General features: G+C 64.7%; 22 protein-coding genes. 11 read left to right on the top strand and 11 right to left on the bottom strand.

The genetic code is table 11. The annotated features are described in order from the left end of the window. Positions 1-7: 7 nt before the first annotated feature. Both H7F36_RS17225 and H7F36_RS17230 read right to left on the bottom strand, forming a co-directional pair. Entirely contained in the window at positions 8-1,507 is a 1,500-nt protein-coding gene (locus H7F36_RS17225; RefSeq protein ID WP_187051954.1) for an indolepyruvate oxidoreductase subunit beta family protein, read from the bottom strand. A gap of 3 nt (positions 1,508-1,510) precedes the next feature. Further along, on the bottom strand, positions 1,511-3,718 hold the full coding sequence (locus H7F36_RS17230) for an indolepyruvate ferredoxin oxidoreductase subunit alpha (protein WP_187051955.1): 2,208 nt from the start codon (positions 3,716-3,718) through the stop codon (positions 1,511-1,513). Positions 3,719-3,866: 148 nt separating this feature from the next. Between H7F36_RS17230 and H7F36_RS17235 the strand changes: the two genes are divergently transcribed. Further along, positions 3,867-4,352 carry a MarR family winged helix-turn-helix transcriptional regulator gene (locus H7F36_RS17235; protein ID WP_187051956.1) on the top strand — a complete coding sequence of 162 codons (486 nt, stop codon included), beginning with the start codon at positions 3,867-3,869 and terminating at the stop codon, positions 4,350-4,352. A gap of 19 nt (positions 4,353-4,371) precedes the next feature. On the opposite strand, the gene H7F36_RS17240 is transcribed toward H7F36_RS17235, so the two are convergent. The 5 genes from H7F36_RS17240 to H7F36_RS17260 form a co-directional block, all read right to left on the bottom strand. Continuing rightward, positions 4,372-5,250, bottom strand: a complete 879-nt coding sequence (locus tag H7F36_RS17240; protein ID WP_187051957.1) for a zinc-binding alcohol dehydrogenase family protein — start codon at positions 5,248-5,250, stop codon at positions 4,372-4,374. Further along, entirely contained in the window at positions 5,247-6,266 is a 1,020-nt protein-coding gene (locus H7F36_RS17245) for a 3-hydroxybutyryl-CoA dehydrogenase (protein WP_187051958.1), read from the bottom strand. Before H7F36_RS17245 ends, H7F36_RS17240 begins: the two co-directional genes overlap by 4 nt. Next, positions 6,256-7,329 (bottom strand): NAD/NADP octopine/nopaline dehydrogenase family protein, encoded by a 1,074-nt coding sequence (locus tag H7F36_RS17250; RefSeq protein ID WP_187051959.1) that lies wholly within the window; start codon positions 7,327-7,329, stop codon positions 6,256-6,258. Before H7F36_RS17250 ends, H7F36_RS17245 begins: the two co-directional genes overlap by 11 nt. A 95-nt stretch (positions 7,330-7,424) precedes the next feature. Continuing rightward, complete coding sequence (locus H7F36_RS17255; protein WP_187051960.1) at positions 7,425-8,105, bottom strand: Fe2+-dependent dioxygenase; 681 nt, start codon at positions 8,103-8,105, stop codon at positions 7,425-7,427. An 87-nt stretch (positions 8,106-8,192) separates the two neighbouring features. After that, positions 8,193-10,520, bottom strand: a complete 2,328-nt coding sequence (locus H7F36_RS17260; protein ID WP_187051961.1) for a catecholate siderophore receptor Fiu — start codon at positions 10,518-10,520, stop codon at positions 8,193-8,195. Positions 10,521-10,805: 285 nt separating this feature from the next. Between H7F36_RS17260 and H7F36_RS17265 the strand changes: the two genes are divergently transcribed. The 4 genes from H7F36_RS17265 to H7F36_RS17280 all read left to right on the top strand — a co-directional run bounded on the left by H7F36_RS17265 (position 10,806) and on the right by H7F36_RS17280 (position 14,661). Beyond that, the gene (locus H7F36_RS17265; protein ID WP_187051962.1) at positions 10,806-11,723 is read left to right on the top strand and encodes an NUDIX hydrolase; all 918 of its coding nucleotides are present in this window, start codon (positions 10,806-10,808) and stop codon (positions 11,721-11,723) included. Positions 11,724-11,823: 100 nt separating this feature from the next. Continuing rightward, a complete protein-coding gene (locus H7F36_RS17270; RefSeq protein ID WP_187051963.1) occupies positions 11,824-12,822 on the top strand; it encodes a 2-hydroxyacid dehydrogenase in 999 nt (332 codons plus the stop codon). A gap of 10 nt (positions 12,823-12,832) precedes the next feature. After that, a complete protein-coding gene (locus tag H7F36_RS17275; protein ID WP_187051964.1) occupies positions 12,833-13,606 on the top strand; it encodes a glucose 1-dehydrogenase in 774 nt (257 codons plus the stop codon). A gap of 20 nt (positions 13,607-13,626) precedes the next feature. Further along, positions 13,627-14,661, top strand: coding sequence for an L-idonate 5-dehydrogenase (locus H7F36_RS17280; RefSeq protein ID WP_187051965.1), 1,035 nt, complete (start codon positions 13,627-13,629; stop codon positions 14,659-14,661). Between the two features lie 16 nt (positions 14,662-14,677). Here the strand turns inward: H7F36_RS17280 and H7F36_RS17285 are convergent, their stop codons facing one another. After that, a complete protein-coding gene (locus tag H7F36_RS17285; RefSeq protein WP_187055043.1) occupies positions 14,678-15,688 on the bottom strand; it encodes a LacI family DNA-binding transcriptional regulator in 1,011 nt (336 codons plus the stop codon). Between the two features lie 147 nt (positions 15,689-15,835). Here H7F36_RS17285 and H7F36_RS17290 point away from each other — a divergent pair, with 147 nt between their 5' ends. The 5 genes from H7F36_RS17290 to H7F36_RS17310 all read left to right on the top strand — a co-directional run bounded on the left by H7F36_RS17290 (position 15,836) and on the right by H7F36_RS17310 (position 22,768). After that, a complete protein-coding gene (locus tag H7F36_RS17290) occupies positions 15,836-17,419 on the top strand; it encodes a sugar ABC transporter ATP-binding protein (RefSeq protein WP_187051966.1) in 1,584 nt (527 codons plus the stop codon). Next, positions 17,416-18,576, top strand: coding sequence for an ABC transporter permease (locus H7F36_RS17295; RefSeq protein WP_261802354.1), 1,161 nt, complete (start codon positions 17,416-17,418; stop codon positions 18,574-18,576). The genes H7F36_RS17290 and H7F36_RS17295 overlap by 4 nt, the downstream gene beginning before the upstream one ends. Beyond that, positions 18,573-19,685 carry a substrate-binding domain-containing protein gene (locus tag H7F36_RS17300; RefSeq protein WP_187051967.1) on the top strand — a complete coding sequence of 371 codons (1,113 nt, stop codon included), beginning with the start codon at positions 18,573-18,575 and terminating at the stop codon, positions 19,683-19,685. Before H7F36_RS17295 ends, H7F36_RS17300 begins: the two co-directional genes overlap by 4 nt. A 489-nt stretch (positions 19,686-20,174) precedes the next feature. Continuing rightward, entirely contained in the window at positions 20,175-21,560 is a 1,386-nt protein-coding gene (locus H7F36_RS17305; protein WP_187051968.1) for a hypothetical protein, read from the top strand. Then, complete coding sequence (locus tag H7F36_RS17310) at positions 21,554-22,768, top strand: OmpA family protein (RefSeq protein WP_187051969.1); 1,215 nt, start codon at positions 21,554-21,556, stop codon at positions 22,766-22,768. The genes H7F36_RS17305 and H7F36_RS17310 overlap by 7 nt, the downstream gene beginning before the upstream one ends. Before the next feature lie 33 nt (positions 22,769-22,801). Here H7F36_RS17310 and yghU read toward each other — a convergent pair whose 3' ends face one another. Together yghU and H7F36_RS17320 are read right to left on the bottom strand one after the other, a co-directional pair. Next, complete coding sequence (gene yghU, locus H7F36_RS17315; protein WP_187051970.1) at positions 22,802-23,659, bottom strand: glutathione-dependent disulfide-bond oxidoreductase; 858 nt, start codon at positions 23,657-23,659, stop codon at positions 22,802-22,804. 48 nt (positions 23,660-23,707) lie between these two features. Further along, positions 23,708-24,001: a hypothetical protein gene (locus H7F36_RS17320; protein ID WP_187051971.1), complete on the bottom strand. Its 294-nt coding sequence runs from the start codon at positions 23,999-24,001 to the stop codon at positions 23,708-23,710. Positions 24,002-24,204: 203 nt separating this feature from the next. Here H7F36_RS17320 and H7F36_RS17325 point away from each other — a divergent pair, with 203 nt between their 5' ends. Next, entirely contained in the window at positions 24,205-24,735 is a 531-nt protein-coding gene (locus H7F36_RS17325; protein ID WP_187051972.1) for an OmpH family outer membrane protein, read from the top strand. A gap of 14 nt (positions 24,736-24,749) precedes the next feature. On the opposite strand, the gene H7F36_RS17330 is transcribed toward H7F36_RS17325, so the two are convergent. Beyond that, entirely contained in the window at positions 24,750-25,340 is a 591-nt protein-coding gene (locus H7F36_RS17330) for an NADPH-dependent FMN reductase (protein WP_187051973.1), read from the bottom strand. Positions 25,341-25,369: the final 29 nt, after the last annotated feature.

The following is a 25,369-nucleotide window of genomic DNA, read 5'->3' on the forward strand; positions in this document are numbered from 1 at the left end:
TGTCTCTTCAGCCTAGCGCATGCTGTATCAGCGCAGCCTGCAGCTTGTGCCCGTGTTCGTCGGCGAGCGCCGCATCGCGCAGCTCGCGCAATGTCGCCGGCGCCAGCATCGCACCGGCGCGCTCGACCGAGCGCATCAAGGTGTCGTAGTTGCGGATGCCGCGTTCATGCGTGTCGCTATAGCCCTTGACCAGTCGCTGGCACTGGGCGATTTCGACTGCCAGTTCAGGGTTGCGCTGTGCGGTGGTCGCAATGCGTTGCAGCCACTCTTCGATGCGGCGGTTTTCTTCGGCGTAGCGCATGGTCGAGCGCCGCCAGCGCTTCATGCTCGCCACGATGCGCAGCATCAGGTAGCCGTGCAGCGAGCTGGTCTGGATCACGCGGCCGTGTTGCGTGAAGCGCTCCACGAGCTTCTTCGGCGTCGTGGATTTCATGAGCCAGCGGCCGATGCTGCCGGGCAGCGTCTCGCAGATTTCCTGCAGGCGCGGATGCATGTATTCGTTGATCGTCATTACCTGGTCCACTTGCACGCGCACCTCGCCACGCACCCTGTCGAAGCGCGTCGCACGGGTCTTCAACGCAGCGACGCGGGCTGTGTCTTCGTAAGACATCCACAGCGCCAGATGGCGCGCGGTTTCGCGCAGCAGACGGTGACCGTCGCTCGCCGGCAGCGCAGCGACGGATGCCATACGGTCGAGATAGAGACTCGCGTAATCCAGGTCCTGATAGTCGATCAGACGGCGCACGCCTTCGAGCAGCAGGTCGTGCGCCGCGGCAGGAAAGTCTCGCTGCACGCGTTCGACGAGCGCGCGCACAGCCGGATGGCGCGGCTGCGGAAGCGGCGTGAGAACCACTGCCTCAACAGGCGCTTCGCCATCGTCGCCCGCTTGCGCACGGGCGAACGCAGCACCGAAAGCCTTGAGGCTGGGCTTCACGCCCACGCCGCCGCGCTCGATGGTCGATTCGAACTGCGCGCGACTGAAGGGCAACACGCCCGACCCCGACAGCGCACCGAAGAGCACGGCACTGATGACGCTGCCTGAAGCTTCAGCCGCTCGTTCCATGTCGAAGCGGATAAAGCGCCTGGCGGCCTTTGCCGTGTGCGCGAGCAATTGCGCGCTGTCGACCCGGCCATCACCTAGCGCGCTCTTTTCCGCAATCGAATACACGCGGTGCGTCGATGCGATGAGCGTGGTGCGGTCCTTGGTGACAAGGCCGCGCTGCACCGCGCGCCCGGCTTCCATCAGCTCCGACGCCAGCACCACATCGACATCGCCCGGCAGCGGCATCAACGCCAGCACAGGCCGGCCGCCATCCGCTTCGGCTTGCGCGGTCGGGTAGAGCTCGACGTAATAGATGGTGGCGCCCGTGCGCTGCGCCACGCCCGGCACCGAGGTGGTCTGCGCGACGTAGCCGTTGGCCTCGCCCATGTCGACGATCCAGTCGGCCAGCACGCCGCCGCCCTCCCCGCCCATCGCAAGGATGGCAATTTTGATAGGTTGGGTCATCGTCTAGAACGCATACGCTTCACGGCGCCTGGCTTCACCACGTTGCAGCCAGCCGATCGCACCAGCGCGCACGCGTTCGCGGATGCGGTCCCAGCGGTTCGGGTTGCTGATCACTTGCGCTTTGTAGAACGATGGGCACAGCACGGCGGCATGCGAGACCTCGCCGCACACGCCGCAGCCCACGCAGGTGTCGAGCACGGTCGCGACCGGATCGGTGCGCAGCGGATCGGGATTCGGCTTGATCGACAGCGACGGGCAGCCCGACAGGCGGATGCACGAGTGGTCGCCGGTGCAGGTGTCGGAGTCGACGCCGAACTTGTCGCGCACCATGCGCTTGCCGTCGGCGATCGCCTTGCGCACCAGCGGCTTTTCGCGGCGCTGCTTGTTGAGCATGCACTCCGATTGCGCGATCAAGACCTTCGGGCCTTTCGTCGTGGTGGTGAGCGCATCTTTGAGTGCATCGCGCATGCCGGCGACGTCGTAGGTGCGCCGCAACGTCTTGACCCACTCGACCCCAACGCCGCGCACGGCGCGCTCGATCGCATGGCCGGTGCTGCGTGTCTTGTTGACCGCATGCGACGAGAGGATGTCTTGTCCGCCGGTGGCCGAGGTGTAGTTGTTGTCGACGATGACGGTGAGGTTGTCGCTTTTGTTAAAGACCGCATTGGCGATGCCGCTGGTCAGGCCGTTGTGCCAGAAGCCGCCGTCGCCCATCATCGAGATCGCACGTTTGCCAGCCGGCGCATTGAGCGCCGACGCGCCCGCACCGCCGAGGCCATAGCCCATCGTGGTGTTGCCGATGTTGAAAGGCGGCAGGATGGAGAACAGATGACAGCCGATGTCGGCGCTCACGTGGTGCGCACCGAGTTCGCGCTCGACCAGCTTCATCGCACTGAAGATCGGCCGCTCGGGGCAGCCGGTGCAAAAGCCTGGTGGTCGCGCGTGGACGACGTCGCCCAGCGCGCCGGATGCCAGCGCGCTGGATGGCAGCGCGGGCCCAGGCGCGCTGTCGACGCCGATCTGCGCGACTTCCATCAACGGGATGATCTTGCGTGACTGAACCGGTGCCGGCAGCGGCGCGAGCCGTTCGTAGCGCTCGCAAAAACTGCGCGCGCCTTTCAGCAATTCGGAAGACGTGTATTCGCCCGCCACCGGCAGCATGTCCTTGCCGTGCAGCGCGGTGGTCGAGCCGGCCTGGCGCAGGATGATCGCGAGGTTCTGCTCGACGAAGTTGGGCTGGCCCTCCTCCACGATCAGCACCGCGCGCTTGCCTTCGCAAAATCGGATGACCTCGCTCTCGATGACGGGGTAAGCCACGTTCATCACGTAGAGCGGCACCTGCGTGTTGCCATAGACGTCGGCCAGGCCGAGCCTTTCGAGCGCGCGAAGCAGCGTGTTGTAGCTGCCGCCCTGCACGATGATGCCGATGTCGTCGGCGTCTTCCGAGAAGAACTCGTTGAGCTCGCGCTCTTCGATGAAGCGAACCGCGGCGGGCCAGCGTTCCTTGATCTTCTCCTGCTCGTGCAGGAAGCTCGCGGGCGGCAATACGATGCGGCTGACGTCGCGCTGCGGATTCTCCAGCGCGTCTTTCAGCGTGAACTTGGCGCGCTTGTTGTCGCCCGCGATGAAGTGGCCGTGCACGTGGCAGGCGCGGATGCGCAGTTGCAGCATCACCGGCGTATTGCTGGCCTCGGAAAGGTCGAAGCCCTGCTTCACCGCGTCGACGATGCTCGGCAGGTTGGGTCGCGGATCGAGCAGCCATATCTGCGACTTCATCGCGAAGGCGTGGCTGCGCTCCTGCATGATCGACGAGCCTTCGCCGTAGTCCTCGCCCACGATGATCAACGCGCCGCCGGTGACGCCACCGGATGCGAGGTTGGCCAGCGCATCGGAGGCCACGTTGGTGCCCACGGTGGCCTTGAAAGTGACCGCGCCGCGCAGCGGGTAGTTGACCGATGCAGCCAGCGTGGCGGCGGCCGTGGCCTCGCTGGCGCTGTTCTCGAAGCGGATGCCGTGCTCGGCAAGGATGTCCTGTGCGTCGGCCAGCACATCCATCAGGTGCGAGATGGGCGCGCCCTGGTAGCCGGCCACATAGGAAACCCCCGATTCGAGCAACGCCTTGGTGACGGCCAGAATGCCTTCACCGCGGAACACGTCTCCGCCGGAAAGCCTCAGCTTCTTGACTTCTTCGACGAACGAACGCTCTGCCATCGTGTGTCCTTCTTCTTGTCGGTCGTGGGAGGATGCGCTTCAGTTGCCGCATCACACTTTCTATAATGTTGACAAATGAATGTATCCACAATCATGAATAACCCTGTGCACGCAAGCAGCGTGCCTGAGGTGACTGTGGGTCGCTTTCATGGCTAAGGCGGTCGATCACACCACCGGACCGCATCGCTTCGTCGACGACTATTTGCCGGCATTGCTCGCGCAGGCCAGCCAGATCATTTCGTCGGAGTTCCACGAAGTAGCGCGGCAGCAAGGTTTCTCAATTTCGGAGTGGCGGGTGATGGCGTCGCTGGCGGGCAGCGAGCCGATCAGCATCGGTCAGCTCGCGCAAGTGACCGTGACCAAGCAGCCGACGGTGACGCGTCTGCTGGACCGGATGGAATCGCGCGGACAGGTCGAGCGGCTGCCCCATGAAAGTGATCGCCGCATCACCCTGGTGCGCATCACGAAGAAGGGCCTGAAGGCGGTCGAGCACCTGATGGAACTGGCACGCGATCACGAGCGTCGCGTGCTCAAACCCTTCGGCCTGCGGCGTGCCGAAGAACTGAAGCACACCTTGCGGCAGATGATCGACCAGCACGTGCATGTGCCGGTCGAGCCGACCGAAGAAGACTAACGACCGAGGCCAGGGACTGCTAGGCAACCAGCACCGCGCGGCCACGATGGCCGCGCTGGGCAATCCAGTCGAGCGCCAATGCTGCATCGGCCAATGCGAAGGGCTGCACTTCGAGCTGCAGACGGCCATCGGCCAGGCGTGCCAACAGCTCCGGCACCATGGCACGCCCAGCCGCTTCGCGCCGGAACATGTTGAGCGGCAACAGCGCCACATCGCGCTGCAGGAAGTGCGCGATGTCGAGCGCCAGCGTCGGGCCCGCGGTGTAGCCGATCAGCACCGCTCGGCCACCGGGGCGCACGCAGGGCAAGACCGACGACAGCACATCCCCGCCGACGGTGTCGACCAGCAGGTCCGCGCTAGCGGGCGGAGGCGCAGCGGCAAGCGGGTCGACCGCCGTTGCGTCGCAGCCGGCATCGCGTGCCAGTTGCATGGCGAGCGAGCCCACCGCGCCGCTCGCGCCGGTGACCAGTACTTGTTCCCCAGGCTGCAGCTTCGCGACTTCGTGCAGCGCGACCCATGCCGAGGTGGTCGGCGAAAAGAAAGCCGAGCCGAGCGCCATCGGTATCGCATCGGGCAACAGGCCGAGCGCTTCGTCGGGGGCGTCGATCTGCTCGCACCAAGTGCCGTCGAACAGCGTGCCCAGGCCGCTGCCGCGCAACCACACACGCTGCCCGGCCGCGTAACGCTCGCTCGCGACGACGATGCCAGCGGCCTCCACGCCCGGCGTGTACGGAAACGGCGGATGCCGCAGAAAGCTGCCCCGCCACACGGTGCGGTCGATGTGGCCAACAGTTGCCGCCTGCATGCGCACGATGCTGCGGCCGGGCCGTGGCACCGGATCGGCAACGTCTTCCAGCACCGGCACCGCGTCGAAGCCGTGGATGCGAACGGCCTTCATGAGCGCGTCTCTTCGGCCGCCGCGCGCCAGAGTCCGGCGTGCCGCAACTCGCCGAGCGTGCGAGCCAGCACGTCGCGCCGGTAGGCGGCGACATCGCGGCCCTGATAGTCGTAGAAGCCGCTGCCGGTCTTCAGGCCGAGCCGCCCTTCCTCGACCATGCGATCGACGATGGCCGGCGCGGTGTAGCGCTCCTTGCTCAGCGATGCCGACATCTCGCGGCTCGCGTGATGCAGGATGTCGCAGCCGCCGAAGTCGATGAACTCGACCACGCCGATCGCGGCGAAGCGCAGGCCCAGGCCATAGCGCGTCGCCTTGTCGATCTCTTCGGCGGTGGCGGCGCCCTCCTCGATCATGCGGGCTGCCTCGTTCATCACCAGCGCCTGCAACCGCGGCACGATGTAGCCCGGCGATGCGCCGCACACGACGGGCAGCTTGCCGATCTCTTCCATCAGCGCCTTGGTGCGCGCCAGCACGCCAGCGTCGGTGCCCGGATGGCAACTGAGTTCGACGACCGGGATCACGTAAGCCGGATTGAGCCAGTGCATGTTGAGGAAACGCTCGGGCAGTCGCACCAACGCGGCGAGCTGCGTCACCAGGATGCTGCTGGTCGTCGAGGTCAGGATCGCGTCGTCGCGGCAATGACGATTGAGCTGCTCGAAGGCCTCTCGCTTGGCCGCCATGGTTTCGGGCACGCCTTCGAAGACCAGCTCGGCCGCCGCCAGTGCCCGCGGTGCGGCGGCTGCGTTCACATAGTGCACACGGGCGGCGATCGACTGGATTTGCGCTGCATCGATGACGCCGAGTTGCGCGAGTCCTGCGAGAGCGCCCGCTATCTCCGCACTCGCTTCATCGCGGAGGTGCCGCCAGGCTTCGTCGCTGCGCTGGCGCAGATCGATCAGGGAGATCCGGTGCCCTGCATAGGCGAACGCGATCGCGATGCCGCGCCCCATGCGGCCGGCACCGACTGCGGCGAAGCGAGGCAGCGGTGTCGACGGGACAAGTGACTCATTCGCCATGGTGGAGCCTCTGCGCGAGTTCGGCCTTGCTCAACGCCGCCAGTCCCAGGCTCTCGAACGTGCGTGGCCCCTGACGCAAATCGCGGCCGAGAAAGCCGCCGACGATGGCCAGCAAGCCGTGCGCGATCGGCGCGTCCACGCCGGCATAGCGTGCGGCAGAGGCCAGGAAGGCGAGCCCGAGTTCAGTGTCTTCGGTGATGTACCGATGCGTGTGCAAGTCGATGTTCTCGCGCCAGTCGCCGGACTTCACCAGCTGCTTGTGCGCATCGCCATACATCCATCGATCGTTTTCGTAATGGTCGGCCAGCGGATAGTGCGGCGCACCTTGGCCGAAGGCCTCGCGCACTGCGATGCGTTCGCGATCCAGTTGGTCGGTCACGGCGCGCACGGCGGGCTGGGTGCCTTCGTTGTGAATGTCCCAGCGCTCGAAGTGCTGCAGCGGCGCGGCGTTCATCACCATCAGCGGCGGGTGGATGACGGGGCCGGCGTTCATTAGCGCGCCGGAGAGCGCATCGCCGCAAGCACGCACGGAGGGGAATGCTTCGCGGATCACGGCGATGGTCTCAGCTGACTTGCGCGCCGGATAGACGCCGGTCGGCAGGCGTATGGCGCGGACGGTGACATTGACTTCACGCTCGCCGTGCTTGCGCGCGAGGTAAGGCAAGGTGCCGGTCTCGGCCCAGGCGACATCGGCCAGATTGCCCGACTGCTTCACCAGCCTAGCCATCACGTAGCTGCCGAAGGTGCCCGGCGGAAGGAAGACGACTTGCCCATCGACAAGATGCGGCGCCATGGCAAGTGCGATGTCGTACTGCGCGATGGCAGGCGTAGGAATGACGACGAGCCTGGCGCCTTCGAGGGCTGCGGCAATGTCGGCGGTCGCGAGCGCCAGCGGCACCTCACGCACGCCGGCCGCATCCTTCAGCGTGATCGCGCCGGCACGAAAAACCGGATGGAGCGCGGCTGCGTCGCGACGCCACAGCCGCACTTCATGGCCCGCTTCAGAAAGGTCCGCTGCGGCGGCGTAGGCGCCATGCCCTCCACCAAGAATTGCAATTTTCATGTTCGGAGTTCGAGAAAGCAGACATCGATGAAGTCAATACATTACTTTTCATTGATTCATGTGTCAATCATGCTTCTTTAAGCCGAGCGACGTGGCTAGACCTCAGCCCAAAGCCTCAACAGGTTGTGATAGTGACCGGTCAGCGCGACCGTTTCAGCCGACTCGCCGAGTCGCGTCCGCAACGATCGAATGCTCTGATCCAGACCAAAAAGCATCTCGCGTTGATGGTTGTCGCGCACCATGCTCTGCAGCCAGAAAAAAGAACAGACGCGTGCTCCTCGTGTCACGGGATGCACCTGATGCAGACTGCTCGACGGGTACAGCACGAGGTCGCCCGCCGGCAGCTTCACTTCATGCGTGCCGTAGTTGTCGACGACTTCGAGCTCACCACCGTCGTAGTCGTTCGGATCGCTCAGGAACAGCGTGCACGACAGGTCGGTGCGCAACTGCTCGCCCGTGCCAGGAATCGAGCGGACCGATCCATCGACATGCAGGCCGTAATGCTCGCCACTCTCATAGCGATTGAAGAGCGGTGGCACGAAACGAAGCGGCAGTGCGGCCGAATGAAACAGCGCGCTGCGCGACAGCGCGATCAGCACGGTCTTCGCAAGCGCGCGACCGACCACCGATTGCTCCGGCAGCTGGCGATTTCGCTTGACCCGAGCGCCCTGCTCACCCACCGTTTCCCGGCCATCTCCCCAGTCCGCTTCGTCGAGTGCCGATCGAAGTTCTCGCACCTGATCAGGCGTCAGCACATCGGGTACATGCAGCATCATTTGGAAGCAGCCTCACAAGAAAAAAGCCCCGACCGTAGGGTGGGGCCCGAGTGTCGCACCGCTGCCGGCGCGACAGGTTGACGTCGCTCAGAAAGCGAAGTTCGCGGTCACGCGGTAGCTGCGTGGTGCACCCGGCGTGTAGCGGTAACCGCTCTTGTTGATTGCCGCCACATAGTCCTTGTCGGCCAGGTTGTAGACGTTGAACTGCAGGTCGATGTTCTTGTTGATGCGGTAGGACGCCATCGCATCGAACACCCAGTACGAGTCGATAAAGGCAGGCGTGCCCAGCGCGCCATCGGTGCCGCGCGAAAGCTTGCCGTTGAAGCGGGCACCAGCGCCGACCGTCAGACCGAACGGAAGCTTGTAGGTCGTCCATGCGCTGAACGAATTCTTGGGCGTGTACGCCAGCACCGAGCCGCCGTCTGCGAGCACCGAGGGGCCGCTCAGGATCTTCGTGTCTTGCGTGGTGAAACCGGTGCTCACGCCCCAGTTGTCGGTGATCGCGCCGGCCGCGCCGAGCTCGATTCCCTGCACTCGCTTCTTGCCGGTCTGGTAGTAGAGGCCGCTGACGGCGTCTTGCACCACGTCGTTGCTCACGTCGGTCCGGTAGATGGCCGCCGTCAATGCCAGCTTCTTGTTGAGCACGTCCCACTTGGTGCCCAGCTCATAAGTCTTGGTTTTCTGCGGCAAGAAGTCGGTGCGGCTTGCGCTGTTGCCGGTCCCGCTGGCGGCCAGTGCGAAGTTGTTGCCGCCCGGTGGCTGTGCGCCGGTGCCGTAGGCAGCGTAGATGCTGCTGTTGTCGGTCGGCTTGTAGACGACGCCGAGCTTGCCGGTCCAGAGTTTGCCCGAGGTCGAGAACGCGCTCGGCGTGAGCACGCCGGTGGTGGCGTTCAGCGCATTCGCTGCGTAGTCGGTCGAGTAGTGGTCCAAGCGCAGGCCGCCGGTCAGGCTCCAGCGTTCGCTCAGCTTGGCTGTGTCGAAGACGTAGGCGCCGACGGTGGTGGTCTTGCCTTCGGTGTTGGCGCCGTTCTGCAGCCGCAGGTAACCGAGCACGTCAGGGTTGGGGTTGTACAGGCTGGCGGCAGGCCAGGCGCCGCTGTTGCGGATGCCGGGGTAGCCGAACACCGCCACGTTTTGTCCGTAGTAGCCGAGCGAGTCCTGCTCTTCGCGGATCAACTCGACGCCGGCGTTCAGCGTGTGGCCGACGCCGCCTGTGGCGAACTTGGCGCTCACGTTGGTCTGGTTGGTCAGGATGGTGTTCTCCTGATTCTTGTTCGTCGGATTGCTGCGAGCTACGGTCCAGCCCAGCGGGTTGGTTGCGCTCGGCGTGACGAGGTTGGCGGTGGTCGCCATGAACGACGTCAGCTGGTAGTCCTGCTCGGTCTTGCCGTAGCGGAAGGTGTTGCGCAAGGTGATGTCGGGCGTGAGGTCGTGCTCCACGCGGGCCGTGAACATGTTCTGGGTCACATGGTCGAAGTCCGACGAGGTGCCGTAGAAGTTGCTCGAATTGACCGGCTGAGCAGAGTTCAGGAAGGTCCGGCGACCGCGCACGGTGGTCGCGTCGGGCGTCGAGTAGCCAGGCAGGCCGATCGTGGACACGCCGCCGTCAGGCACATTGTTTTGCTGGATGTGGACCAGGTCGAAGTACAGGCGCGTCGCCGTGCCGAGACCAAGCGCCAGCGACGGCGCGATGCCCGAGCGCTTGTTCTTCACGACATCGCGGCCTGACACGTCGGCGTCTTCGGTGAACGCATTGAGTCTGAAGGCGGCGCCTGCGCCACCCGGTCCGCTCAGGGCCTTGTTCCAGTCGATGGTGCCGCGCTTGAAGCTGTCGCTGCCGAAGCCGACCGAGCCGAAGAAGCTGTCGCTCAGCGTGGGCTTCTTGGTGATCAGGTTGATGTAGCCGGTGGGCGCGGTGCGTCCGGTGTCGCTGCCGGCCGGGCCTTTGACGACTTCGATCTGCTCGATGTTGAAGGTGTCGCGCGAGACCGAGCCGATGTCGCGGATACCGTCGACGAAGATGCTGCTGGAAGTGTCGAAGCCGCGCAGGTAGATGGCGTCGCCCGTGCTCGTGCTGCCGTTTTCACCGAGGTAGAAGGCACCGGCACCGGGCGTGTTGCGCAGCGCTTCGGTCAGCGTCGTGGCGCCCTGCTCGCGCAGGATCTGTTCCTTCAGCACCTGGATGGTCTGTGGCGTGTCGACCAACGGCGCGGTGAACTTGGGGTTGGCCGACGTGTCGGCCTTGTAGTCGCTGGCGCCCACGGAGTCCCGCACGCGAATTTCCTGCAACGTGGCGCTGCCTGCGGTTTGTGCAGCAGCAGGCAGGGCGAATGCCATCAGCGCAGCTGCAGCGACGCCAGTGAGTTGGGGTGACGGGCGCGCGACGGCGTGCTTGCGGCTCTTGATGTAGGCCATGAGGGGTTCTCCGGAAAGGCGGCAAATGAGAACTCGACTGGCGGGTCCCGGGCGAGCAGCCCGCTAGGGCGCTGGAGGGATTGGCTGGATGAGCTGGCTCGCGGCACACGCCGCGAAACAGCGTTAATGATAATGACTCTCAGTTAGATCTTTGCATTTCCTTTACGGAACGTACGTAAACCGCTTTGCGTGTTGTAGTGGTGCGACAACTGTTTGGCCGCAGCATGAGTTCCTTTTTTCTCCCCGGTGAAGTTGGGCAGGCCGCGACGCATCAAACTCCAGCAGATGAACAGTTTTGGCAGCGAGTCCGGCCCCCACCCAGCCCCCGCCCGTCTCGAAGTCGCCGCCACCGTGGTGCTGCTCCGTGACGGCGCGCAGGGCCTCGAAACCTTCTTGATGCGCCGTGCCTTGGAAGCCAGCGTGCTGGGCGGCGTGCACGTCTTTCCGGGCGGCAAGCTCGATGCGGCCGACCCGCTCTCGGTGCATCGGCTCGATCGCGACGCAAGGGATCTGCACGCGGCGCTCGGCGAGCCAGAGCTCTCGGCGCAAGTCGCTGCGGCCATCCATGTGGCGGCGCTGCGCGAACTCTTCGAAGAGGCCGGCGTACTGCTGGCCGATGGTTCCGATGGGCTCTGGCAACCCCCTGCTTCGGCCTTGGACTCGACTCCGCTTCCGCGCGATGTGCCTTTCGAATCGATGCTCGACGCGCTTGGCCTGACGCTGTCGAGCAGCCTCATCGCACCTTGGTCGCGCTGGATCACGCCGGTCATACCCAACATGCCGCGCCGTCGCTTCGACACGCGCTTTTTCGTGGCTCGAATGCCTGTGGGTCAGACCGCCGATGTCGCAGACCACGAGTCGACGATCGGCCGCTGGCTCGGCGCGCGCCAAGCTCTGGAGATGTACTGGCAGCGCGAAATCGAACTGGCACCGCCGCAGATCATCACCCTCGCCCACCTGTCGCGCTACGCCAGCGCCCATGAAGCGTTCGACGCCGCGCGTGCCACGCCGCCGCGGCTCATTCATCCGGTTCATATCGAGGTCGATACGGCGCGCGTCTTTTGTTATCCGGGCGACCTAGCGCATGGGGACCGCGAGCGCGCGTTTCCCGGTGTGTCGAGGCTGGTGTTGCGCGACGGGCGCTTCGAGCCGTTCGACGGCTTCGAAGCGTTCTTCGCGGACTCCGCCACGCAGCGTCTCTGATGCTTCACCCACCTAAGTTCAAAAAAGTTATCTTTGCGTGAGCCCATTTCGCCGCTTACGCGCGTTCCGCACACAACAACCAACATAAAGAAGACAAGCCATGACCTCCGTCCTCATCACCCGAGCCACCTTCCCCGACATCGCCCAGCGCCTGCGCGATCACTTCGAGGTCGAAGACAACCCGACGGACACGATCTGGAGCGCTGACGAACTGAAGCAACGCCTGCACGGAAAGCAGGGCGTGATGAGCCATGGCAGCGAGCGCATCGACGCGGCATTGCTCGACGCCTGCCCGACGGTCAAGGCGGTCTGCAATGTCGGCGTCGGCTACAACAACGTCGATGTCGCGGCCTGCACGGCGCGTGGCGTGCTGGTGACCAACACGCCCGACGTGCTGACCGAAACCACTGCCGACCTGGGCTTCGCGCTGATGATGGCCACGGCCCGGCGCCTCGGCGAATCCGAGCGCTTCGTGCGTGCCGGAGAGTGGAACAAGGGCGGCATCTTCGACCAGTTCGCCGGTGCCGACGTGCACGGCGCGACGCTGGGCATTCTGGGCATGGGCCGCATCGGCCGGGCCATCGCGCGGCGTGGTGCGCTGGGCTTCGGCATGCAGGTGACCTATCACAACCGCACGCAGCTGGATACCGAAACCGAAGCGACCATCGGCGCCCGCTATGTAGACAAGGCCACGCTGCTGCGCGAAGCCGACCACCTGGTGCTGGTGCTGCCCTACTCGGCCTCGTCGCACCACGCGATCGGTACCGAGGAGCTTCGCCTGATGAAGCCGACCGCCACGCTGACCAACATCGCGCGCGGAGGCATCGTCGACGATGCGGCGCTGGCCGCTGCTCTGAAGGCGGGCACCATCGCTGCCGCCGGCCTCGATGTGTTCGAAGGTGAGCCGCGAATTCATCCGGCCCTGCTCGGGCTCGCCAACGTCGTGCTCACGCCGCACATCGGCAGCGCGACCATTCAGACGCGCCGTGCGATGGCATCGCTCACGGTCGACAATCTGATCGCAGCGCTTGGCGCCGGTCCTCGTGCCGGCAAGCCGCCAACGCCGGTCAACCCCGAGGTGCTGACGCCAGCGCAATGAAGGATCTGTCTTGAACTCCGTCCTCAAAAGCTTCGACCTCACCGGTCGCACTGCACTCATCACCGGCTCGAGCGCCGGCATCGGTTTCGCCCTGGCGCGCGGGCTGGCTGGCGCGGGCGCACGCATCGTGCTGAACGCACGCAACGCCGACAAGCTCGAAGCCGCTGCTGCCACATTGCGCGGCGAAGGCGCCGACATCGTAACGGCCAGCTTCGACGTCACATCCGGTGAAGCGGTCAAGGAAGCGGTCGAGCGCATCGAACGCGAGGTAGGGCCCATCGACATCCTCATCAACAACGCCGGCATGCAGCGCCGCGCACCGCTCGACGAGTTCGAAGAAGCGCACTGGCACGAGTTGATGAAGACCAACCTCGACAGCGTCTTCCTCGTCGGCCAGGCGGTGGCGCGCCACATGATCGGCCGCAAGCGCGGCAAGATCGTCAACGTCTGCTCGGTGCAGAGCGAGCTGGGCCGCCCGGGGATCGCGCCCTACACCGCCAGCAAGGGCGCGGTGAAGATGCTGACCAAGGGCATGGCGATCGACTGGGGCCAGCATGGCATTCAAGTGAACGGGCTCGGGCCGGGCTATTTCAAGACCGAGCTGAACGAAGCGCTGGTCAAGAACGAGGACTTCTCCAAGTGGCTGATCGGCCGCACGCCATCGCGGCGCTGGGGCGATGTCGAAGACCTGGTGGGCGCGGCGGTGTTCTTGTCGAGTGCCGCATCGAACTTCGTCAACGGTCACATCCTGTATGTCGACGGCGGCGTGACCGCGCAACTTTAAAAACCAAGAAGATACAAAAAATGGAAGCACTCGTCATTCATGCGCCTGGTGATCTGCGCGTCGAGACCTATGAAACCGCGCCGCTCGGCGCGGATCAGCTGCAGGTGCGCGTGCGCTGTGGCGGCATCTGCGGCTCCGACCTGCACTACTACCAGCACGGCGGCTTCGGCACCATCAGGATCAAGGAGCCGATGGTGCTGGGCCACGAGGTGTCGGGCGTGATCGAGGCGGTCGGCGCCGAGGTGCGTGGGTTCGCGGCCGGCGAGCGTGTGGCGATCAGCCCGAGCCGGCCGTGCGGTGTCTGCAAGTTCTGCCAGCAAGGTTTGCAGAACCATTGCCTGGACATGCGCTACTACGGCAGTGCCATGCGCACGCCGCACGTACAGGGTGCCTTCCGTCAGCAGATCGTGGTCGAGACGCATCAGGCCCACAAGCTCGCGGATTCGGTCAGCGACGGCGAAGGCTCGATGGCCGAGCCGCTGTCGGTGGCGCTGCATGCCGTGCGCCGTGCCGGATCGCTGCTCGGCAAGCGCGTGCTGGTCACGGGTTGCGGCCCGATCGGCGCGCTGGCGATCATTGCGGCGCGGCGCGCGGGCGCAGCCCATATCGTGGCCACCGACGTCGGCGCGCACACGCTGGGCAAGGCGCTGAAGGTCGGTGCCGATGAAGTCGTGAACGTCGCCGAAGAGCCCGATGGCCTTGCACGCTTCACACAAGACAAGGGCAGCTTCGACGTGCTGTTCGAAGCCAGCGGCAACGCGCGTGCGCTGGTCGGTGCTTTCGATGCGGTACGTCCGCGCGGCATCATCGTGCAGCTCGGCCTGGGCGGGGAGATGACGTTGCCGATCAACACCATCGTGGCCAAGGAGTTCGAGCTGCGCGGTGCCTTCCGCTTCCATGAAGAGTTCGCGATGGCGGTCGAGTTGCTGAACAAGGGCCTGGTCGATGTGAAGCCGCTGATCTCGGCCACGCTGTCCTATCGCGATTCAGCGCGGGCGTTCGCACTGGCAGCGGATCGGTCGCAGGCGATGAAGGTGATTCTGAACTTCGACTGAGCAAGACGTCTTCGCTTCAGGTGCTTTCGCGCTGTGCGATCTGAAAAGGCGTGCGCACTGTTTCAGGTGGCAGTCGCCCACCGTTACGCGCAGCTTCGATCGCCCGCAACAGCAGTTGACCGGCAGCACGGCCGATGCCGGCGCAATCGATGGCGACGGTCGTGAGCCGCGGATGGCAGCTGCGCGCCACTTCGAAGTCGCCGAAGCCCGCGATGGCAATGCGCTCCGGCACATTCCAGCCGCGCCGCTGGCACTCGGCCAACGCGCCGAAGGCCGACAGGTCGGACACCGCCAGGACGGCATCCACATCGGGCCATTGCTTCAGCAGCAGCGCCATCGCTTCTCCGCCCTGCTCCATCGAGATCGGCGGTTGGCCGAACGAGATGACCCGGCCAGCGGGCAGCTTGAGTTTTCGGACGGCATCGACATAACCGCGCCTGCGGTCGGCACCGCGCGTGTCGCGGTTCGATGTGCCGCCGATGAAGGCAATGTTCCGATAGCCCTTGCCGTGCAGATGCCGCACCAGTGCACCGCTGGCTTCGGCGTTGGAGAAGCCGACCGTGTGTTCGATCGGACTTTGCGGCAGGTCCCATGTCTCGACCACCGGAACGCCCGAGGCGAGCAACGTCGCGCGCGTCGCTTCGGTATGGCTGCCGCCGGTCAGGATGACGCCTTCCGGCCGGCGCATCAGCATCGCCTTGACCCACCGCTCTTCGTTCTGGATCCGGTAGTCGGAATAGCCGAGCAGCAACTGCAGGCCACTGCCCTCGACCGCCGCCACGATCCCGTTCACCGTGTCCGAGAAGTTCGAATTGTTGAGCGACGGGATGATCGCCGCGATGAAGCCGGAGCGCTTCGACGAGAAGGTGCGCGCGGTCTGGTCGACCACGTAGCCCATCTCCGCGCAGGTCTGCAGGATGCGTTGCCGCAGCGCCTCCGACGTGGTCCGGTCGCTCTGTGAGGCGCGGCTCAAAGCCCGCGACACCGTCATCTTCGACACGCCCACGCGCGCCGCCACGTCGGCCATGGTCACCTGGCGTCCTGGGTCGGGGGTAGCGCGAGAAGGCATCTTTTGTTTTCGAGAGCGCATGCGAATCATATTTAGGAACGTGCCGATCGGTCGCTCCGGGTAAGCACCAGTTACCGGTAACGCAACAAGGGCGAAACTGTGTCGATGACCGAAGTTTTGCACCCGCGAGGCAGCGGCGCCCCGACGCCGCACAGCGAGACATTGCTGCGTTTCGATGGGATCAGCAAGCGCTTCGGTGGCACGCAGGCGGTCGACGACGTCACGCTCGACGTGTGCAGCGGCGAGATCCTCGCGCTGCTCGGCGAGAACGGCGCGGGCAAGTCGACACTCATCAAACTGTTGGCAGGTATCTATCCCTCTGACAGCGGCGAGATCTTCTTCAAGGGCCGGCCGCAAGACGCATGGCGCAGCAGCGATCGACGGGCGCAGCCGGTGGCCTTCATTCACCAGGACCTGGGCCTGGTCGAGTGGATGACGGTGGCCGAGAACGTCGCGCTCGGCATGGGCTATCCGCGGCGCTTCGGCCTCATCGACTGGAAGGCGGCGAACCGTGCGGCCGTGCGCGTGATGGCGCGCGTCGGCTGCGACATCGATCCCGAACGTCGCGTCTTCTCTCTTACGCGGGCGGAGAAATCCTTGCTGGCGATCGGCCGAGCGCTCGAGGTGCAGGCCCGCCTGCTGGTGCTCGACGAGCCCTCAGCCAGTCTGCCGATGGCGGATGTGGAGCGCCTTTTCGGCGTGCTGCGCACACTGCGCAACCAGGGCATGGCGATGATCTATGTGTCGCACCGTCTCGACGAAGTCATGGCGATCTCGGACCGCGCGGCCGTGATGCGCGACGGCAAGCTCGTCGCGATCAAAACGACCTCGCAGACGAACGAAAGCGAACTGGTCAGCTTGATCGTCGGCAAGGCACTGTCGGCGGGTGTGGCCAAGGCGATTTCCAATGTCAGCGCAAACGCCGAGCCGGTGTTGCAACTCGACGGCGCGGCCAGCGGCAACGCCGGCCCCTTGAGCTTCGAAGTGTGCCGCGGTGAAGTGGTCGGCCTGGTCGGCCTGCGCGGCGCCGGGCATGAGGCGATCAGCCGCGCGCTGTTCGGCCGCGAGCCCTTGTCGGCCGGACGCATGCGGTTGCTCGGCCACGAGGTGTGCTTCGGCAACCCGGCAGACGCCATTCGCGCTGGGGTGGCTTACGTCGCCAGCGAGCGACTGGAAGAGAACCTCGCGGCCTCGATGTCGGTGCTCGAAAACCTGTTTCCGAATCCTGCGCTGCATGGCGACAGCGGCATCTCTTTCAACCGTCGGCGACGCGAGCACGCCAGCGCGCTCCGCCTGATAGAGCGCTTCGATATCAACCCACCGGCGCCTGCGGCTGAGGTGCAACAGCTCTCCGGCGGCAACCAGCAGAAGGTGGTGCTGGCACGTTGGTTCGACCTCGACAAGCCGCTCGTGGTGCTCGAAGAACCCACGGCCGGCGTCGACGTCGGCGCCAAGCGGCAGATCTACGGCGTGCTGCGTGAGCGCGCTGAAGCTGGCAGCGCGCTGATCGTGGTCTCGACCGACTTCGAGGAAGTCGCGACCGTATGCACCCGTGTGCTGGTGTTCCGCGACGGCTTGATCGCAGCCGAGCTGACGGACGCCGAGATCACGGTGGAGCGCCTGCTCGCAATGGCCGCGGGCGGTGCTTTGCATGCCGACACCCAACACACAGAGGAAGTCTTCGCATGAGCAGTTCCATCAAGTCCACGGCACTGGAGCCGGACAAGTCGCTCGATGGTGAGGCGCTCACGCTGGTGCAGCGGTTCGGCCGCGCCATTCCGGTGTACGGCCTGGTCATGCTCACCGTGGCGCTGGCGCTGCTGTTCTCGCTGCTGCTGCCCGACACCTTTCCGACGCTTTTCAACCTGCGCGCCATCCTGTCGGACAAGTCGGTGATCGCGCTGCTCGCGCTGGCCGCGACGATCCCGATGATCACCGGCAAGATCGACCTCACGGTGGGCTATGGCATCGTGCTCTGGCACATCCTCGTCATCAGTTTGCAGACGCGATTCAGCGTGCCATGGCCGCTCGCGGTGCTGATCGTGCTGGCTTGTGCGGCGCTGTTCGGCGTGCTCAACGGCCTGCTGGTCGAACTGGTGCAAATCGACTCGTTCATCGCCACGCTGGGCACCGGCACAGTGATCTACGCGCTCGCCATGTGGCACAGCGGTGGCCGCCAGGTGGTGGGCGATCTGCCCGAGGGTTTCGTCGGCCTTGCGGGCGGTAGCTTGCTCGGCTTGCCGATCGCGGCGTTCTACGTGCTGGCCGTCAGCGTGACGCTGTGGCTGGTCACCGAGTTCACGCCGCTCGGCCGAGCGCTCTACGTGATCGGCGCCAACCCCAAGGCGGCCCAGCTCAACGGCATCTCGGTGCGCAAGCATGTGATGGGCGCCTTCGTGGCGTCGGGCTTGCTGTCGGGCTTTGCCGGCGTGCTGCTGGCCTCGCGGCTGCAGATCGGTCAGGCCAGTGTCGGCCTGGAGTTTTTGCTGCCGGCGCTGGTCGGCGCCTTTCTCGGTTCCACCACCATCCGGCCCGGTCGCGTGAACGTGTGGGGCACGCTGGTCGGCGTGGCGATTTTGGCAATCGGCATCTCGGGCATCCAGCAATTCGGCGGCGCTTTCTATGTCGAACCGCTGTTCAACGGCCTCACCTTGCTGGTGTCGATCGGCATCGCGGGGTATGCGCAGCAGCGGCGCAACCTGTCGATCAAGCGGCGCATCGCCGAGCGGCAACTGGCATCGGACCCGTCGGCAACGCCTTCGACGCTTCCTCTCAACTCCCTTACCGCTATCGCTTCTCTCGCTTCCCTCGCTTCCACTACAAAACCAACGGAGATATCAAGATGAAGACTGTTCGCACCCGCATCACCACCGCGGTCATCGCGCTCTACACGGCCGGCCTGGCCGGACACGCGCTGGCCGACGATTTTCTCGACGCCGCCAAGCAGAAGGTGGCCGTCGCGACCATGAGCCAGGAGAAGTGGGACGGCCCCACCACCGGCCCCAAAGCCGCAGCGGGGGGCACCATCGTGTTCGTCGCGGGCGACATGAAAAACGGCGGCATCGTCGGCGTGTCGAAGGGCGTCGAAGAAGCCGGCAAGGCGATCGGCTGGAACGTGCGTGTGATCGACGGCCAGGGCTCGGTCAGCGGACGGACGGCCGCGCTGAACCAGGCGTTGGCACTCAAGCCGGCCGGCATCGTGGTGGGCGGCTTCGACACCACCGAGCAGAAGGTGGCTTTCGAGAACGCGGCCAAATCCGGCGTCCCGCTGGTCGGCTGGCACTCGGGTGAAAAGCCTGGCCCCAATGAAAAAGCCAGCCTGTACGCCAACGTCACGACCGTGACCGACGACGTCGCCGATGTGGCTGCCTCATGGGCGGTGGTCGACTCCGGCGGCAAGGCCGGCGTGGTGATCTTCACCGACTCTCAATACGCGATCGCGCTCTACAAGGCCAAGGCGATGGAAGCCGTGATCAAGAAGTGCGGCGGCTGCACAGTGCTGAGCTTCGAGGACAGCCCGATCTCCGAAAGCTCGACCCGCATGCCGCAACTGACGACGTCGTTGCTGCAACGCTTCGGCGACAAATGGACCCATTCGCTGGCCATCAACGACCTGTACTTCGACTTCATGGGCCCGTCGCTTTCAGCCGCCGGCAAGAAGGGTGACGGCGGCCCCAAGGCGGTATCGGCCGGCGATGGCTCCGAAGCGGCCTACCAGCGCATTCGCAGCAAGCGCTTCCAGGCCGGTACCGTACCGGAGCCGCTCAACATGCAGGGCTGGCAGGTCGTGGATGAACTGAACCGCGCCTTCAACAAGGTGGCCTGGTCGGGCTACAACCCCAAGGTGCATCTGGTCACGGTCGACAACGTCGGCAAGGACGGTGGTCCCAAGAACATCTTCGACCCGGACAACGGCTATCGGGATCAGTACAAGCGGATTTGGGGCAAGCCGTAAATAGCCACTGCCCCACCGGAAAGACGCCTTCACCCCGCATCGAAGGGGTATTCAATGACCCGCGTCGGGGCTCGGCAGAGCTTCGGCGCGTATCTGCAGCGGGCACAGCAACCTGGTTAGCGCAACTGCAGCAGATCGACCTCTGCGGCGTCGGCACAGCTTTGCCTGCACGCCCTCGCCCGACGGCGCAGGCCAGGTTGGGCCGGCCAACCCCGGCCGGGTCCGCAGCTTTAACTAAAGCCGTAAGTGAACCTTTTTCATTTACGATTGTGAACTTATGTGAATATCTCTGGACCTACGGCCCAACTCGCTGTCGGCCACGGTCTGCCTTGATACCAAGTCCTTTGTGCGCCCTTCTTTCCTTGTCATCCTGCCTCGCCCCTTGGCGCTTGCAGACCGCCCCTCAACGATGAGCAGATACGCGCCGCACACGGCAATAGTCCCGCGCGAAAGTGACTCTTCCTTTGCAGTCGCAACGCCGTCAAGCGAGTGAACCGGTCTACGCCCAGTCACTCGATCGTCTGCAGCGTTTTGTGCCTTCAGCCCGTCTCGACGGCCGAGTGGGACGGCAGCGCGCGGATGGAGTGGCACGCACAGCTTCAGGCGCTCCTCGCCAGCCTCCTGGCCGGCGTGCCGGGACCCGACCGCACCATCCTCCCGGCCGGGGAAGGCGTCGCCATCAGTTTTCAGAATCACGTCGATGCCGCATTGACCGCAGCGTTCCGTTTGGCCGACTGGATGCGCATGGACGGCTCGCAGCAGTCGAGGGCGGGTCTTCACCTTGGATCTTTGGTCGCGCGCAAGGACGTGAACGGGATGCCCAGTTTCTTTGGCGAGGGGATCAACGTTGCCGAGCATGTGATGCAGCATGCCCTCGTCGGCGAGATCCTGGTGTCCGGCGCCTTCCATGTTTCAGTGTCGGACTTGTCTGTGGCGCACCGGGCAGCGTTCAGGCCGACCGAAGGCTTCACCGAAGAAAATGGCCGGCGAATCGAGACCTTCCTGCTGCAGGTGCCAGAGCCCACGCTGCGTGATCATCTCGAGCAGCTCTACGGCGCCAGTACCCCGGCTCCATTCCCGACGACGGTACCCCGCGCCATCCACGTCGCGCCACCCGAACCGCCTGCTCTCACAACCCAGCAGCAGATTCTGAAGGCGATCAGCACGTGGGTATTTCCGTTCAATGCGCTGGCGGCGTTCGTCGGCCTGGCCATCTCGGGACTCGAGCGGCTGGCACCCGGTGGCTCGCTGACGCGCATCGGATTTGCCGTCAGTTTTGGTGTCGCGGTGCTGCTGGTTCTGCTGGACGTGTCGCGCGTCACGAAGAGGCCGCAAGGGTTGTGGCTGCAACCCGGTGCTGTATTGACCAGGCTGGCCAGCCGCGCGACCTCGGTACTGGCCGGAGTCGTCACGATCATGTTCGGCGTGGGCGTGCTGCTGCTGGCAGCTTCGGCGTCGCACGAGACGGCGACGGCCGACGCTCATGCGTCTGCAACTCCGGCCGTCGTTACACCTCCGGCGCCGTCGGCACCCTCGGCACCACCGACGCCGGTGTCCGTCACCAATGCGGTTCCGTCGCCTGCCATCACCACCCCGGCTCCGCCAGCGATGGTGGCGCCTGCGCCACCGAAGGTCGCTGATCGCATACCGGACGCGGTTCCAGCGCCCAAAGCCACTTCTTTGCGTATAGCGAAGCTGCCGTCGGCAACGACCCATCGCGTCGAATCCGCATCGACTGTCGCAGCGATCCCGCAAGCCGAAAGATCCGCCGCCGAACCTGCTGGCGCCTCCCGCTGCAGCGAGATCGTCATGCGCGCCTCGGCAGGTGCGCCGCTGACCAGTACCGACCGAGAAACCCTGAGAACCAGATGCTGATCACCCAAACCCAACTTCAACGGCTCGCACGGGTCGCACTCCTGGGCTGTGCAATGGCCTTGGTCGCTTGCGGCGCGCCGCGCGTATCCGAGCGCGACATGGCCATACCCTTCGATGAGGCACTCGACCAGTCGGTCGACGACCTCTTCGCGCAAACTCAAAAGCTCCCGACTTTCATGGCAACGGTGGAGTCCCGCTTGAAGGCGCCGCGCATCATCGTGGTCGACCCCATGCTGGACGGCACCAGTGGACAGCAGACCGAGGTCACGCGCATCGCGGAACAACGCGTGGTCGAGCGCGTGCGTTCGCGCTTCAAGCAGTTCACCGTTTCAGCCTTCGACGCCACGGGCCTGGCCGGCGCCCAGTTCGTGTTGAACGGCACTCTGACGCAGACCAGCAGCACGGCCGGCGCCGCGCAATACCGCCTGAGTCTCGCGCTCACCGATATCAAGACCGGGCTGGTGCTGGCCCAAACTGCTTCACGTGTTGGCGACAACAATCTGAATACCAGTCCGACCGCCGTCTACCGTGACAGCCCGGTGATCGCGAAAGACCGCGTGGTGGAAGGCTACATCCGCACGTCACAGACCAAGGCCGGCATGCCTGCGGATGCGCTCTATCTGGAACGGCTGCCGACATCGGCATTGCTGGCCGACGCCAATGCGGCTTACAACGAGAAGCGCTATACCGAAGCGCTGGCGCGTTACGAGGCCGCATCGCTGCGCCCGGACGGCCAGCAGATGGGCATCTACAGTGGTCTGTACCTCTCGCAGACGCAGCTCGGTCAAACCGATGCGGCCGAGAAAACTTTTGGGCTCATGGTGCGGCTGGGCCTGGCCACCAACAACCTGAGCGTGAAATTCCTCTTCAAGCCAGGAACGACCGACTTCGTGGTCGACACCAGGGTCAGTGGGCCATATCCGATGTGGCTGCGCCAGATCGCGCGTCAGAGCGCGTTGATCGAGCAATGCGTCGTGGTGACCGGGCATACCAGCCGCACCGGCTCCGAGCAGATCAACAGCCGGCTGTCGCTGCAGCGCGCAACGTACGTCAAGCGGCGGCTCGAAACCGAAACCCCCGAACTCTCACGCAAGCTGCGTGACGCCGGCCTTGGATTTCGCGAAAACATCGTGGGGACCGGAACAGACGACCTGCGTGATGCGCTCGACCGGCGCGTCGAGTTCAAGGTGATCGCCTGCAACGGGTAAGGCGGCATGGGTTCGAGCCCCGGAGCCACGACGTCACGGCTTGGTCGCCATGTCGAAATCGCTGGCCTCATGGCGTTCGGGCATCTGCTCGGCCGCGTCGCCCCACACTCGATTGACCCTGCGCCCGCGCTTCACCGCGGGCCGCGCGGCAATCTGGTCCGTCCATCGCTGCACGTGCGTGTACGACGCGACCTCTAGAAACTCCGCCGCCTCGTAGACCAGCCCCTTGGCCAGCGCGCCGTACCAGGACCACACCGCCATGTCGGCGATCGTGTAGTCGTCCCCTGCCAGATAAGGTGACTCCGCAAGTCGCCGGTCGAGCACATCGAGCTGGCGCTTCACCTCCATTGCGAAGCGGTCGATCGCGTACTCGATCTTCGTCGGCGCATAGGCATAGAAATGCCCGAACCCACCGCCGAGGTACGGCGCACTGCCCATCTGCCAGAAGAGCCATGACAAGCACTGAGCACGATGCGCTGGTTCGGTCGGCAAGAAGGCGCCGAACTTTTCGGCGAGGTACACCAGGATCGCACCCGACTCGAAAACCCGGATCGGCGTCGGCCCGCTGCGGTCCATCAGCGCCGGGATCTTGGAGTTGGGATTGATGTCGACGAAGCCACTGCCGAACTGATCGCCTTCGTTGATCTTGATGAGCCAGGCGTCGTACTCGGCGCCCTCGTGCCCGAGTGCCAGCAACTCCTCCAGCATGACCGTCACCTTGATGCCATTTGGCGTTCCAAGCGAATAGAGCTGCAACGGATGGCGGCCTACGGGCAGCTCTTTGTCATGCGTCGGCCCTGCAATCGGGCGGTTGATGTTGGCGAACTTGCCACCGCTGCTTTTGTTCCAGGTCCAGACCTTGGGCGGGAGGTAGTCCGAAGAAGTATCCATGTATCGGTCTCGATCTCGATGTTTGTAGAAAGCCAAACATTCAGTGGATCACGAAAGCCGAACCTCCGCACGACGACGTGTTGAACGGCGCTTCACAAACGCAAGCATCCCCCACCACACCCCGACCAGATTCAGAACGATGCCGAGTGCGACAAGCCGTCCGGCCGTTTCCGCGAAGCCAGGCGTGGCGTCCAGCATGAGCAGGCAAAGCGACCAGGGCAGTGCGCCGAGGATCGCCACCACCAGCAGCGAGCCGTCAAGGCTCGGGCTGCATGCCGATGCCACCAGCAACGCACCGCCGATCATCAGCGCGATCGGTATCAGCCACAGTGCGCTTGTCATGCGATGGCGTTCAGTAAACAGCATTCAGAAATTTTCGCGCGCCTCTTATGACCGAGTCGGTTCGGTGCCGAACAGATGAATACGAGCACCCACATCACCAAACGGTGTCGCAAGGGTTAAGACTCCCAATTTTTGGGTGCGCCGGCCAAGCATGGGATCATTCGATTTAGCCCGACCTCCCTCTGACCAGCCTCTCCCAACAAATGTTTACCCGTACCCACAGGCGACTCGTCTCTTCTTTCTGCGTGCTGCTTGCCTTGGCCGCTTGCGGCACTGCGAGCGCGCAGCAGTTCCGGCTGGGCTATGTCAACGTTGATCGCGTGATGCGGGATTCGGTTCTGGGCAAGCGCGCCGAAGAAGCGCTTGCAGTCGAGTTTGCGGTCCGGGCCAAAGCCGGCAAAGACCAGGCACAGGCGTTCAGCTCGGCCGTCGCCCAGCTAGAGAAAGACATGCCCAATCTGAGCGACGAACAGCGTCTGGAGCGTCAGCGCCGGCTGGGCGAACAGCAGCGCGAATTGAATCGCGTCAGCGAGGCGTTCAAGGCGGACCAGGAGCGCCGGCGCGGCGAAGAGCTGCAAAAGCTGCTGGAAGCTACCTCGCGAGCAGTCAAGCAGGTTGCAGAAACGGAGCGCTTCGACGCCATCCTGCAGGAGATCGTCTATATCCGGCCGGCTTACGACGTCACCGACAAAGTACTGAAAACACTCGATTCGCCGGCCAGCGGAAACAAGTAGCAGACCTCGATAACTCAGTAAGGCGGCGCCTTGCGCGCCCTCTGCTCTCGCGTGGCTTCGGTCCACCACGCCAGGTCGTCGGCAAAGCGCCCGAACGACTTGTCGAGTGCCGCACCGGGCGCGCCCGTTGCGTGGCCCTCACTGTCCAGCGTCTGCGAGATCGGGCCGACCGCGAGCGTGCTCGACACCACCACCATGCCCATCTCCGACAGGATCTGATGCCAGATCGAGCCTGATCGCACACCGGAGAACCGACCTGCCGAATAGCTCGCCACGGCAGCCGGTCGCCAGAACCATTCTTCGAGGAAGTGGTCGGTCAGGTTTTTCAATCCGGGTTGCGGACCCCAGTTGTATTCGCCGGTGATGAAGATGAAGGCGTCCGCGGTGCGGATCTTCTCGGCGAGCGCTTCCATTGCGGCCGGTGCCGTGCCTTTCGGACACTCCTTGTACATGCGGTCGAGCATCGGCAGGCCGACGGCTTGCGCGTCGACCAGCTCGGCAGCGGCACCACGCGCCGCGAGCATCGACACCACGTAGTCGGCCAACCGGATGCCCATGCGATCGGACCGGTACGAACCGTAGAAAACCAGGATTTTGTCGGCCATGAGTGCTCCGCCTTTTCACTGAAAAATTA

Source organism: Variovorax sp. PAMC28562, from assembly GCF_014303735.1.
Lineage (GTDB): Bacteria > Pseudomonadota > Gammaproteobacteria > Burkholderiales > Burkholderiaceae_C > Variovorax.